Source organism: Spirosoma humi (assembly GCF_054776575.1).
Window position 1 is genome coordinate 1,108,336 of the sequence record NZ_BAAHBR010000008.1, and the last position, 12,832, is coordinate 1,121,167.

12 protein-coding genes and 1 pseudogene are annotated in these 12,832 nt (G+C 51.2%); 8 read left to right on the forward strand and 5 right to left on the reverse strand.

All coding sequences use genetic code 11. The features are described 5' to 3' along the window. Positions 1 to 152: 152 nt before the first annotated feature. On the reverse strand, positions 153 to 482 hold the full coding sequence (locus ACYU8Y_RS13380) for an ArsR/SmtB family transcription factor (RefSeq protein ID WP_460937953.1): 330 nt from the start codon (positions 480 to 482) through the stop codon (positions 153 to 155). A 209-nt stretch (positions 483 to 691) separates the two neighbouring features. Between ACYU8Y_RS13380 and ACYU8Y_RS13385 the strand changes: the two genes are divergently transcribed. The 5 genes from ACYU8Y_RS13385 to ACYU8Y_RS13405 all read left to right on the forward strand — a co-directional run bounded on the left by ACYU8Y_RS13385 (position 692) and on the right by ACYU8Y_RS13405 (position 8,308). After that, positions 692 to 1,783 carry an efflux RND transporter periplasmic adaptor subunit gene (locus ACYU8Y_RS13385; RefSeq protein WP_460937955.1) on the forward strand — a complete coding sequence of 364 codons (1,092 nt, stop codon included), beginning with the start codon at positions 692 to 694 and terminating at the stop codon, positions 1,781 to 1,783. Positions 1,784 to 1,832: 49 nt separating this feature from the next. Next, positions 1,833 to 4,901: an efflux RND transporter permease subunit gene (locus ACYU8Y_RS13390; protein ID WP_460937958.1), complete on the forward strand. Its 3,069-nt coding sequence runs from the start codon at positions 1,833 to 1,835 to the stop codon at positions 4,899 to 4,901. Between the two features lie 66 nt (positions 4,902 to 4,967). After that, the gene (locus ACYU8Y_RS13395) at positions 4,968 to 6,311 is read left to right on the forward strand and encodes a TolC family protein (protein WP_460937960.1); all 1,344 of its coding nucleotides are present in this window, start codon (positions 4,968 to 4,970) and stop codon (positions 6,309 to 6,311) included. A 105-nt stretch (positions 6,312 to 6,416) separates the two neighbouring features. Then, positions 6,417 to 7,313, forward strand: coding sequence for a helix-turn-helix domain-containing protein (locus ACYU8Y_RS13400; protein WP_460937962.1), 897 nt, complete (start codon positions 6,417 to 6,419; stop codon positions 7,311 to 7,313). An 80-nt stretch (positions 7,314 to 7,393) separates the two neighbouring features. Further along, on the forward strand, positions 7,394 to 8,308 hold the full coding sequence (locus ACYU8Y_RS13405; RefSeq protein ID WP_460937964.1) for an oxidoreductase: 915 nt from the start codon (positions 7,394 to 7,396) through the stop codon (positions 8,306 to 8,308). A 124-nt stretch (positions 8,309 to 8,432) separates the two neighbouring features. Here ACYU8Y_RS13405 and ACYU8Y_RS13410 read toward each other — a convergent pair whose 3' ends face one another. The 3 genes from ACYU8Y_RS13410 to ACYU8Y_RS13420 all read right to left on the reverse strand — a co-directional run bounded on the left by ACYU8Y_RS13410 (position 8,433) and on the right by ACYU8Y_RS13420 (position 10,347). Beyond that, positions 8,433 to 8,906 carry a DUF2306 domain-containing protein gene (locus ACYU8Y_RS13410; RefSeq protein WP_460937966.1) on the reverse strand — a complete coding sequence of 158 codons (474 nt, stop codon included), beginning with the start codon at positions 8,904 to 8,906 and terminating at the stop codon, positions 8,433 to 8,435. A gap of 161 nt (positions 8,907 to 9,067) precedes the next feature. Further along, the gene (locus ACYU8Y_RS13415; RefSeq protein WP_460937968.1) at positions 9,068 to 9,439 is read right to left on the reverse strand and encodes a DoxX family protein; all 372 of its coding nucleotides are present in this window, start codon (positions 9,437 to 9,439) and stop codon (positions 9,068 to 9,070) included. 266 nt (positions 9,440 to 9,705) lie between these two features. Continuing rightward, complete coding sequence (locus ACYU8Y_RS13420) at positions 9,706 to 10,347, reverse strand: MCP four helix bundle domain-containing protein (RefSeq protein WP_460937970.1); 642 nt, start codon at positions 10,345 to 10,347, stop codon at positions 9,706 to 9,708. A 265-nt stretch (positions 10,348 to 10,612) separates the two neighbouring features. Between ACYU8Y_RS13420 and ACYU8Y_RS13425 the strand changes: the two genes are divergently transcribed. Both ACYU8Y_RS13425 and ACYU8Y_RS13430 read left to right on the forward strand, forming a co-directional pair. Continuing rightward, positions 10,613 to 11,269 (forward strand): FISUMP domain-containing protein, encoded by a 657-nt coding sequence (locus ACYU8Y_RS13425; protein WP_460937972.1) that lies wholly within the window; start codon positions 10,613 to 10,615, stop codon positions 11,267 to 11,269. A gap of 343 nt (positions 11,270 to 11,612) precedes the next feature. Further along, positions 11,613 to 12,254, forward strand: a complete 642-nt coding sequence (locus ACYU8Y_RS13430) for a YoaK family protein (protein WP_460937974.1) — start codon at positions 11,613 to 11,615, stop codon at positions 12,252 to 12,254. Positions 12,255 to 12,303: 49 nt separating this feature from the next. Here ACYU8Y_RS13430 and ACYU8Y_RS13435 read toward each other — a convergent pair. Then, positions 12,304 to 12,435, reverse strand: a pseudogene (locus ACYU8Y_RS13435) (DUF2958 domain-containing protein); the annotation flags it as partial. A gap of 173 nt (positions 12,436 to 12,608) precedes the next feature. On the opposite strand from ACYU8Y_RS13435, the gene ACYU8Y_RS13440 reads away from it, so the two are divergent. Further along, positions 12,609 to 12,758, forward strand: coding sequence for an Hsp20 family protein (locus tag ACYU8Y_RS13440; RefSeq protein ID WP_460937976.1), 150 nt, complete (start codon positions 12,609 to 12,611; stop codon positions 12,756 to 12,758). Positions 12,759 to 12,832 lie beyond the last annotated feature (74 nt).

Below are 12,832 nucleotides of genomic sequence, written 5' to 3' on the forward strand. Positions count from 1 at the left end.
ATGAACAGGCGACCACCTGGCGACCCGAATTTAACTTTCTGCCAGCACCTGACCCATACAGGACAGACTAATCGGCATACGTAGATTACACCGGAGCGTCAACTAAACGGCGATAGGGTAGGGGCTAAAAGCAAAATCATACTACCAGCTTGTCATACCTGCTCAACAGCATCCGTATGTTTAACGGCTTTGAGCACAGATTGTAGGACGCCCGGAAATTTTTTTTCCAACTCATCGAACCGCAGCGAAATCAGACTTTGGGTACCATACGGCCGCAGGTGGATAAGGCCAGCCTCGCGCAACACCCTGATATGATGAGACATAGTCGACTTGGCAACCGGCGTAGGGATGGCACCACAGGACTGTTCGCATTCAGACTGAGCCAGACATTGCACGTAATTCAACCGGACGGGGTCACTCAGCGCGTGGAGCACACCCGTCAGGGTTATCTGGTCGGCGGTAGGATGTTGGTACTGTTTCATAAGGTAAATGCGTCTGCTTGCGGCTTCATCGCGGCTACTGATTAATGAAGTAGCTACAGTAGTTGCCAACACAACAATGTGGCCGATGAAAATAATTCATTAGTTTTTTAGAATTGAGAAACCATCCGTAAGGTCATCTTGTTCGACAACCATAAAACAACGAAAGTTCGATAATCGTAGAACATTAAAACAATACAACCTCGTACAAAATGAAAACGCTAACCTTTCGAACACAGTCTCTGATTGCAGGCCTGATCGTTTTGACCATCGCTCTGTTTTTAGTCACCCCGAAATTATTTTCAAACAAGTCCACTGCATCCGCAGGCAGCAAGGAATTTTCGCCAGCACCGCTACCCGAAAATAAGGTAGCCTCCGATGCGTTCGTCGTAAAACGCGAAACCATTACCGACGAACTACAAACTACCGGAACCATCCAGGCAAACCAGGAGGTCGATCTGGTCAGTGAAGTGGCCCGTAAACTGGTCAGGGTCTATGCCCGGGAGGGTAGTTTCGTAAGCCAGGGTACGTTGCTGTATAAGCTGGACGACGCCGATCTGCTCGCTAAAAAACGCAGACTGGCTCTCCAGGAGAAATTGGCTAAGCTGGATGAAAAACGCTTCCGCGAACTGTTGGCGACGGAAGCCATCAACCAGCAGGAATACGATAAAGTCTTGACCAACCTGAACGTGTTGCAGGCGGAAATGGCCATGATCGACGTCGACCTGGTCAAAACGGAAATCCGGGCACCGTTCGCGGGTAAACTCGGTCTGAAGCGCGTCGACGTTGGCGCTTACGTAACCCCATCAACGGTTCTGAGCTCAATCGACGACATTAGCCGGGTCGAAATCAACTTCACGATTCCCGAAAAATACGCGTCGGAGGTTCGGCCGGGTCAGGCCATTCACTTTACCACCGAAAACAGCAGTCGCCCGTTTTTGGCGAAGGTGACGGCCACGGAGCCGAAGATAGAAGCCAATACCCGGAGTTTACTGGTCAAAGCCATTAGCGAAAACAAAGGAGACAAACTCGTACCCGGTTCGTCGGCCAAGATTGCTTTTGCGCTGCACGTCGCGCAGGACGGCATCCTGGTGCCCACGCAGGCATTGATTCCGAATACCAAAGGCTATTCTCTGTTCAGAATCAAAAACGGCAAAGCCGAGCGTCGGGACGTAACGACCGGAAGCCGGACCAAAGGAACCGTGCAGATTTTGCAGGGCCTGTCGATCGGCGATACCGTATTGACGACCAATTTGCTGCGCCTGGACACGGGTGTGCCGGTAACGACATCGACTGTCGAATAACTATTCAACCGCCCAGTTCTCCTTCTCTTTGTTTTAAAAATACCTCATTATGAGTTTATCGGGAATTAGTATTCAGCGGCCAGTGCTGGCCGGGGTACTCTCTGTATTGATTATACTTTTCGGTTTCGTCGGGCTGACCTACCTCGGTATTCGCGAATATCCCGTTACGGATTCGCCGATCGTGACCGTCACCACAACCTATCCGGGTGCCAGCCCCGATGTCATTGCCTATCAGATTACAAAACCGCTTGAAGAGGCCCTCGGAGAAGCTAACGGCATCCGGACCATCTCGTCTGTATCGCAGGAAGCGGCCAGTGTAATCACGGTTGAATTTAACCTCAACGCCGATCTGGAAGCGGCCGCCAATGACGTTCGGGACAAAGTAACAAAAGCCCGTCGTCTGCTGCCCGGTGACGTTGATGCGCCCATCGTGGAAAAAGCCAACAGTGGTGACATTGTCATTTTTATGGCTGTGGAAAGCAAAACCCGCAGCATTCTGGAAGTAAGCAACATTGCCTCTACGGTTATCAAAGAGCGAATGCAGACCATTCCGGGCGTGAAACGGGTCGGTATTGCTGGTGAAAAAAAGTACGCCATGCGGTTGCGGATCGACCCGGCAAAACTGGCGGCCTATCAGTTGACGCCTTCAGACATTGAGCAGGCGCTGGGAAACGAAAACGTGGATTTACCCTCTGGCCGGATTGAAGGCGACCGCAATGAGCTGACGGTTCGAACCCTGGGTCGACTGACGAAAGAGGACGATTTCAATAACATGATCATCAAGCAGGCCGGCAGCAGTATTATCCGGTTTCGGGATATTGGCTATGCGGAGTTGGGAGCGGAGAATGAACGGACGGCCATTCTGAACAGCCTCAAGGGAAATTCTGCCACCATCGGTGTTTTCGTAGAGCCCCAGCGGGGTGCCAACGCTGTGGCCATTGCCGATGAGTTTTACAAGCGACTGAAGGACCTGCGCAACGAAATACCGGCCGACTATGAGCTGACCATCGGGAAAGATTTCACCGAGCCGATCCGGGCTTCCATTTCGGAAGTGGAAGAAACCCTGTTCATTGCGTTTGGGCTGGTTATCCTGATTCTGTTTCTGTTCCTGCGCGACTGGCGGTCGACGATCATCCCGGTCGTTGCCATTCCGGTGTCTATCGTGTCGGCTTTCTTTATCATGTACATTGCGGGCTACTCGATCAATATCCTGACGCTGCTGGCGCTGGTGCTGGCGATCGGTCTGGTGGTGGATGATGCCATCGTCGTGCTGGAGAATATTTACGCCAAAGTCGAAGAAGGCATGTCGCCCTTGCAGGCAGCGATCAAAGGCTCGTCAGAAATTTACTTTGCCGTCATCTCGACCACCATTACGCTGGCCGCCGTTTTTCTGCCCATTCTGTTCCTGCCGGGCATCACCGGGAAGCTTTTCCAGGAGTTCGCGGTGGTCGTGGCTGGTTCGGTGCTGGTGTCGGCGTTTGTGGCCCTGACGCTGTCGCCGATGATGAGCGCGTATCTGCTAAAGCGGCATGACAAACCCAACTGGTTGTACCGGAAAACGGAGCCTTATTTTCTGGCCTTGAACCGGGGCTACGAACGGTCGCTGGCCTGGTTCATGCACTACCGCTGGGTTGCCTTCCCCGTCCTGACCGGTACGTTTGGACTCATCTATGTCGTCGGTAAGCAACTCCCGTCGGAGCTGGCTCCGCTGGAAGATCGCTCGCAGATCAGTCTGGCCGTCATTGCGCCGGAAGGATCGTCGTACGAGTACATGGAGAAATACATGAACGAGATTTCCAAATTCTCGATCGACTCGACCCAGGGCCTGTTCCAGTCCTATTCGATTCTGGCCCTGACCTTTGGACCACCGGCGCCGGTAAATATTGCCATTCAGAACACGTTTCTCAAAAAAGCTGATCAACGCACAACGACCCAGGCCGATGTCTTTGCGACCTACGCCCGAAACGCCGGGAATTTCCGGGGTGTAACGGTCTTCCCGGTGCAGCCGCCGACCATCGGAAGCCGGTTCGGGCAATCCCAGCCCGTTCAGTACGTCTTGCAGGGCACGAACCTGGCGGCTGTCACGGCTGTGTTGCCGAAGTTTCTGGACGAAGCGCGCAAAAGCCCGATTCTTCGGTTCGCCGATTCGGATTTGAAAGTCAATAAACCAGAACTGGTCCTGCAGATCAACCGTGATAAGGCGGCTGAATTAGGGATCTCCGTTGCGGAGATTGCCCGGGGGCTGCAACTGGCGTTGAGTGGCCAACGGTACGGGTACTTTATTTATAATGACCGCCAATACGAGGTAATTGGCCAGTTGCAGAAACAGGATCGCGATACGCCGTATGATTTGAAAGCGATGTTCGTGCGGACCCGCACCGGCGACGTGGTTTCGCTGGATAACCTGGTTTCGTTTAAGGAAAGCATCAGTCCGGCGGCCATCTACCGGTACGATCAATCCATTTCGGCGACCGTTTCGGCGGGGCTGGCACCGGGCAAAACCATCGGGGATGGCGTCGCGGAAATGAACCGTATTGCGAAGAAAGTCCTGCCGCCGACGATTAAAACGTCGCTGGCGGGCGAATCGCGGGACTACTCCGAAAGCTCGTCGAGTTTGCTGTTTGCGTTTGTGTTCGCGTTGGTGCTGATTTATCTGGTGCTGGCGGCCCAGTTCGAAAGCCTGGTCGATCCGTTTATTATCCTGCTGACCGTGCCGATGGCCATGACCGGTGCCCTGTTGAGTTTGTGGCTGTTCGGTCAGACGCTGAATATTTTCAGCCAGATCGGGATCATTACGCTCATTGGTCTGATCACCAAGAATGGTATCCTGATCGTTGAATTTGCCAACCAGCAAAAAGAAGCCGGGTTGAGTACCCTCGAAGCCGCTAAAGTGGCGGCAGCCTCCCGATTCCGGCCCATTCTGATGACCAGCCTGGCGATGATCTTCGGTACAATTCCCATCGCGCTCACCGTCAACAGCCGGAACTCGCTGGGAACTGTCATTGTGGGCGGCTTATTGTTCGCGGGTCTGCTCACGCTCTACATCATTCCGGCGGTGTATTCTTACTTCTCGCGGGTTCCCCGGAAAAAAGCCGAAGAGCTTGAACTCGTAGCCTAATGTATAGGGAACCGTACCGGCAGCGGCCAACCGTCGGCGGTTCCCTTTTGATCAACGACCAATTTTATGAAACACCCCCAATATATCATTGCTGCCCTCCTGGTAGTTGCTTTCCTGAGTTCACAATCAGCTAAAGCCCAGGTTCGCCAACTGACGATGGAAAATGCCGTCAAGCTGGCGATCGACAAGAATCGTGATTTGCAGGTTGCCACGCTGGAAACGACAAAAGCTAGTCAGAAAGTACAGGAAGCGCGGGGATATGCGCTGCCCACGGTAGCCGCTTCGGCGCAGTACCTGTACTACTTCAATAAACAGATTTCGTTCCTGCCCGGTAGCTTTGTTGGGTTAGGCGACGATCAGTTAGCTACGTTTCGGGTTGGGGGCGCGAATGCGTTCCTGGGCGGAGTAGCTGTATCCCAACCCTTGTTTCAGGCCAGCGTTCGCTCGGGCATTAAAGTGGCCCAGATCGACGGATTGGCCACGGACCAGGCGCTGGCTGATGTTCGGGCCACCGTCGTTACCGATGTGAAGAAAGCGTACCTGGACGTACTGATTACGCGGGAACAACTCAGGTTACAGCAACAGAGTATCGCCCGGAATGAGCAGGCCCTGAAAGATTCCCGTTCGCTTCTGGCACAAGGCCGGGCCTCGCGCGTCGATACATTACGAGCCTATGTGACGATCGAAAACCTGCGGCCGACACTCATTCAACTGACTAACCGGATTAATATCACGAAAACGGTGCTGAAGCGTACCGTGGGGTTAGACGAGCGGGAAGAGATTGACCTGCAGGATTCGCTGCGTTACGACGATGCCTTGTTTGTTTCGCCGGGCACCGATGCCTATCTCGACGCGGTACAGGCCCGGCCCGAAGTGCGTCGACTGGAGTTGATCGAGCAGTTAAACCGGGAGCAAATTGTGCTGCAGGCTGCCGAAAAGCAACCAAAGTTAGCCGCGATCGGCCTGGTGCAATCCCAATCACAGGCCAATAATTTTCGGCTGGGCGACTACCGGTGGCCAGTAAGCTCCTATCTGGGCCTGCAGCTTAGCGTGCCAATTTTTACGGGTTTTCGAACAAATTCGCGCATTCAACAGGCGCAGGTAACCCGCCAGCAAAGTGAAACGCAGTTGGCAAACCTGAAAGAGATCGTGCGGGCACAGGTGAAAATAAGCCTGTCGAATGTACAGGAGGCCCGGTTACGTATTCAGACTCAGCAACAGACGATTGCTGTCGCCGAGTTGGGATACCGTATTACCCGCGACCGCTGGAAACAAGGTATTGCCTCCCGGTTGGACCTGACCGATGCCGAGCTGTCGCTTACCCAGGCCAAGTCGAACTACCTCCAGGCCGTGTACGATTACCTCACGGCCGTTGTCGAATTTGACAAGGTGTTAGGGCGAATCAAGTAGTAAAGGCAACGGATCCGGTTAGCCTGAGCGACTAATTTTTCGGGCCGCCCCTCAAAGCTGGTGCAGTCGCTTATTGAAAACGGTTTGTTTTTTGTAGGTTTGAGTATGACTGAGTTCACGACAATCGATCGCTTCTATGAGCGGATCCAGCAGCCGCTTGAACCCCTGACGGGGGAGGCTGGCCATTTTAACATGTTCCGAATTGAGGCCGTGTTGTCGCCCGATCATAAACAGGCTAATTACAGCCGACGCAATTTCTTTAAAATCAGCCTGATTACGGGAGAGAACCGGATTTCTTACGCCGATAAAACATTTACTATCCAAGGAACAAGCCTGGTGTTTACCAATCCGATGGTGCCGTACCTCTGGGAACGAATTACGGAAGAACAAACGGGCTACATCTGCATTTTTACCGAAGCGTTCCTGAACCGAATGGGCGAGGTGAAGAAGTTTCCGGTGTTTCAGCATACCGAGTTGGGGGTTCTGATGCTATCGGAAAGCGATGCTGTATTTTTCCGGAGCTTATTTGGCAGAATGGAAGAGGAACTGCTTGGTGGCTATACGTATAAGTATGATCTGATTCGCAATTTGTTGATGGAGGTAATTCATGGCGCTCAGAAGCGCCACCCTGTCGAAGCAGCCGCGGCCTCGCAGGCTAATGCCGCAGAGCGAATTACTGCCCTTTTTCGGGAGCTGCTGGAACGTCAATTTCCCATCGATCTATCCGGGCAGATGATTCAGCTAAGCACGCCATCGGGTTTTGCCCAGCAATTGAACATTCATGTGAATCACCTCAACAAGGCGTTGAAAGAGCAAACGGGCCAGCCGACGATCCAGCTCATTAACGACCGAATCGTGGAGGAAGCCAAAGTCCTGCTCAAAACGACCGACTGGACCATCAACGAAATCGCCTGGAGTTTAGGCTTTGAAGAACCGAACCATTTCTCCTCGTTTTTCAAAAAACGGGTGGGCCGTACGCCTAAGGCGTTCAGGGGAGATTGATTTTTGTCTATTTCGCTTTCGTTTTTATACCCTTCTTCCGTATCGTTCGTCCGTACTTTGTCCCCGTAAATAAACTAACTATGTGGACAACGAAGGATATGCCCGATCAGACGGGCAAAACAATCATCGTAACTGGCGGCAATACCGGAATTGGGTATGAAACGGCACTCGCCCTGACGAAAGCTGGTGCGAACGTAACGCTTGCCTGCCGCGATCAGCAGAAAGCCGAGAAAGCGGCCCAGGCCATCCGGCAGCAAGGCGGAACCGGAAGTGTGGAGACGGCTATACTGGATTTGGCTAGTCTGGAATCGGTTAATCAATTTGCTGAACAGTTTCGCCAGACGCACGCTCGCTTGGATGTGCTGATCAACAATGCCGGGGTGATGTATTGTCCTGAACAAAAGACGCAGGAAGGCTTCGAGTTACAATTTGGCGTCAACTTCATCGGGCATTTTGCCCTGACGGGCGCTCTGTACCCCCTGCTTAGAGGAACTCGCGGTTCTCGGGTGGTCACGGTAAGCAGCATGGCGTATCTGCGCGGACAGATCAATTTTGATAATCTGCATGCCGAGCAGTCGTACGATCCGTACCGAGAATACAGCCAGAGTAAACTGGCGGATATACTCCTGGCACTTGAACTGGACCGGCGGATCAAACGAGTGGGTGATTCGGTGTTGTCCATTGCCACGCAGCCCGGCGCCAACAGCACCGAGCTATCCAGGCACATGAACCAGGACGCCTACGATGCCGCCTTACAACGCATTGGCACGTTAATGGAACCCTGGCAGGGGGCCTTGCCAAGTTTATACGCAGCCACGATGCCCGACGTACAGGGTGGCGATTTCTACAGTCCGCATGAAGAGGGTGGTTACCGGGGTTACCCCGTCAAGTTCCCCTATGCCGATAATGCCCTGGATGAAGCTACTGCCGACCGGCTCTGGACGCTAGCCGAAGCGGCAACAGGTATCTATTTCCCGGCTCAGGAAGCGCTGTAACCTCAGCTGTATTACTCTGAGTTAAGCGGTCTGGTATGCCTAAAGGTGAGCCAGTGAAATCTATGTGTTTCTCTGGCTCACCTTTACGTAGGCGGGCTAAGTACGGTGCCTGCCCTCCTGATGTTTACTGAGTATCTCGAACCAGGAGCCGGGAGGCATTCCGTCGAATCAGGTAGGATCCTAAAACCGTCGTCACCGTGGTAGCTCCAATTACCACCGGCCAAAACTGGCCCATGGGTAAGGTGCGGGTGAGTGCTTCAGCCCAAAAAGCAGCATACAGTCCCACCACCGACCAGTTCATGAAATAGTAATGCCAGTAAATCCACTTGTTGACCCTGTGTCGGAGCAAGACCGGAACCATCCCCCCGGCCAAACTCAGAAAACTGATGGCGGCCAACCCGTGAAAGGGGCCGAACTTACCAAACAGGTGATAAATCAGAAAAGCGGTAACGTTCAACAGGAGCATGCTCCCAACGTAGGCGTACCCAACTCGTTTGTGGAGCAATCCTCCTTTGGTGTTCAGCAGAACGATGGCGCCCGTGATCATGGCCAGCAAAGCCGCTGAAAGGTGAACCAAACCGGTGGTAGAGTGAACCATAGGGATAGCCAGGTGATTGTGCGTATGGCTCAAAAATAGGGTCAGAATCGCCCGCTACTTCCTCTTTTACGACGAACCTGGCTTATAGCGTCGTCAACGGGTCAACTCGTGGTGTAAACGTTGGGGGTTGTCAACGTTTACACCACGAGTTGACTTTTAGACTAGATGGTTCTGGGAGCAACCGGCCAGCGCAGCCACAACACAACGGCTAACAGCACCAGACAGACCACCGCAGGAATTCCACCAGCTAACCCACCGGGAATTTTAGTCGCATGCATCACCACTGCCCCGATCATGATGATCAGTAAGCCCCCGGCCGCCAGGCGAGTCAGGCGTGGAATCAATAGCCCAATGCCCCCTAGCAGTTCGGCACCCCCAACCACGTAAGCTAAAAGACTCGGCAGACCCATACTCGCAAACATGCTGGTCGTGGTAGCTAAATCACGGAGTTTGTTGAAGCCTGCAAACATGAAAAACAAGCCAAGTAGTACCTGTAAAACCCAGGCAACGATGTTACGAGTAGAAGCAGTCATACTGAAAAGGTTTAGTAGGTTTGATTGGTAAGGGATACTGGATATTCGTAAAAGGGTTAAATGAGAATCAGGCTAAAAGTACGACCAATTTTGCCTCGCCAAAATACGAAGCCGCTATTTACTTGACCTATTTAGTTGGTGAGGCTCATGCGCGTTAACGGGCTTAATAGCTTAATGTCTATGGATATGTCGCTACGAGTCGGGGCCCCTATTATTGTCAGGCGGCTGATCAAGTAAAAGTAGCCCAAACAAATTGGGGTAATTTATCAGTAGTTGAAACGGTGCCGAAATAGACTAATGCCAATCATCAGGACCAAACCGATCTGTAGCGCCGTTAAGACATAAATGTAGTTGGTTTCCCCCCTCGACTCGCCCAGTAGCTCCTCCCCAACGGTAAGCTGAAGAGAGGCCAGTTCATCGAGCCGTTGAGCCACCTGATCAAAAGCCGTACTGCTACCGTCTACAGAAAGAGCCTGTTGCGTTGTGGTCTGATTAACTAAGCTATTCGTTAATTTACCTTCCAGTTGGTTGTAAGCGGTCAGTTGCTGCTTCAATGACCGTAAACGGTCGGCTTCCTTTACCGTTAATGACGTATGCTCAAATTCGACAATCAGCGAGTCAATCCGCCGGTTGAGCCGATCGACCGTTGAGAGGATCAACTCGTTGTTCGGTTTTTGAGAGGCTAGCACGTAGGTTTCCAGCATCAGTCGTTTGCGATAAATCGTGGCCGTCAGGTTGACCAGTATGCCTGTCGGTACGAGTCGATCTTTATAAATGGATACGGATGCCTGCTGTATATCGTGAATACTTCGGCGACTCAGGAAAATACTGGTCAGGATTAGACCTAGTAAACCAATGACCAGCAGAATAGAGCGTACTGGAGAATGATTATTGGGTGAGGGTGTCATAGCATACTGTGGATTAGTAAGTTGTCAATCGATTTATACATAAAAGCCCTTCGTGCCTAAACCAATTCGTTGTCTGTGATGGTCTGGTCTGCGTGTCAAGTCAGCTCAATTATTGTTTACGCAAGTGGATAATCCCAAGGGAGTCGAGTTAGATCGCGAGTAAAGATAATGGGTTTTGTTTGTCACGGCGATTAGGCAAATTCGTGTAACGTCAGCCCTGACCAAGTCTTTAAGCGTTTTGAAACAGGACCACCCCCAAATAATAATGATGAAACAACACGTCGTTACCTTACTGGCTACCTTGTTTTTTACCCAAGTGGGAATTGCCCAATCTACCGGCTCCTTTACCGACTCGCGAGATGGGCAAACGTATAAAACGACCAGCTTTAACGATACGTTGACCGGCAAAACCATTACCTGGATGGCCCAAAACCTGAACTACAAAGTTGACGGTAGCTATGCGTATGATGACAATGAGAATAATCGAAAGCAGCTAGGCTTGCTCTACACGTGGGCGGCAGCGCAAAAAGCCTGTCCCAGCGGTTGGCATTTACCAACCGATAGCGAATGGGCTCGGCTAGTAAGTCAATTTGGGGGAACAGACAAAGCCGGTGAAGCGCTAAAAAGCATCAAAGGCTGGAATGAAGACGGTAACGGCACGAATAGCAGCGGCTTCGATGCGCTTGCAGGCGGTTCCCGAAGATCTGAAGGCAGTTATTGGCCCCAAGGTATTCTCTATATGTTCCAAGGTACTCTTGGTTTGTTTTGGACGTCCTCACCTGCTAATTCGATTGGTAAAGCCTGGGAATGGAACTTTCACTATGGTGGGCCGCCTAGTAGCAATAAACAAAATTTAAAAAAAGCGTTCCGTTTCGATGCCGATGTCACTGGTGGACTCTCGGTTCGTCTGGTTCGAGATTAAGCTATTCGATTCAATTACATTGAGCGGGTCGCTGGTGGGATGCTGTTACTATCGAAGACGGCGCCACTTATCACGGGGCTATGTCAGCCCTGAACAGTTTGAGAAGCAGTATGACTTAACTTTAAATCAACACTTGCCTAGTTGACTGTCCGTCAAAACCGGACCAACCCAAATATCGAAAATGTTAAATATGCTATTGATTTTGCAACTGTAGAAATCAGGAATTTGATAACTGCCTGATTAGATCCCTATAGAAATGTTCTTGGCTGGGGTGAATCTTCATAGAGTTACGCTCAGCCCCTAGTTTATAGTGCAGCGGTTGTAATTATTGAAAACAAGAAAAATGAATCACTTAAAACCAAAAGCAACTATCGTCGCTATTTGTCTATCTGCACTGGCGGGCTGTGTGGATGCTATTGGCTTTTTACAGTTGGGCGGATATTTTGTTTCTTTCATGAGTGGAAACTTAACACAATTGGCCGTAGGCGTAGCAAGCTCTCAGGTAATTACTATTGTGAATGTTAGCGGTATCATAGCTCTATTCATAGGCGGTACTGTTATTGGAACACTGATCCGTGAGCGGGTAAGGTCTAAAATCCAGGTTTCTGTTGTATTAGGATTTGTTTCTTGTTTACTAATGGGATCTGCTTATTGCGCTAGCTCTGGTTTAATCACTTCATCCATTGTTCTAATGGCTTTGGCAATGGGAGCTGAGAATGCTGCCCTCCAACGTGAGGGTGATGTGATTGCTGTTACTTATATGACCGGCACACTTGTAAAAATGAGCCAGCGGATAGCATACGCCATTCAAGGCGGTAAAAAACTGGAATGGCTCCCTTATTTTTTACTGTGCCTGGGGTTAGTAGGCGGTGGCCTGGCCGGTACGCTATTATTTAATGCCTTTGGCTTACAAAGCCTCTGGGTTGCCACAGCCTGGGCTATTTGCCTTACGACCGTTACCTATTGGAAAGATCCATTTAGATAATATGAGATTGAATATAAAGCCCTGCCGAACAGGGCTTTATAATGAAGAGCTAAACCTTCATTGCTTCTGATGCTATGCTGTCAGGAAAGCTTCGATCAGTGACTATACGGCTTTTCATGTTGGCGGCTCTAGCGTAGAGGCTGATAGGGTATTTCCCTTCAAAATGTAAATCTCGCTCGACCGGTAGGGCGGGGAATTCCTTTACTAACCCGGTTAGGGAAAGGCGAAAATTTTAGTAGGCACAGCAAAGCATGGTTGGTAAGACCACGTGGCAAACCAGCGAACGGCGAAGGAATGGACGCAAGCGACAACTTGTTGTCGATACGCAAGGCCGACTCTGGATAGCCACTGTTCATGCGGTGCCTTCTCGCGCTCGTTTCGGTTACCCGATCCTGTGATCAACAGCAAATCCAGGCTCGGTACGAAAATGGCATTCTGCATATTGAACTTCCCAAGCAGGAAGAGGCCAAATCCAAAGCTCCCATTCAAATCCAGATTAACTAACGTTTAAACCTCCCTAAAGAGGTGGTGACGTCGTGAGTCACCACCTCTTTTTTTGTCCCGCTAAAGGGAATGAT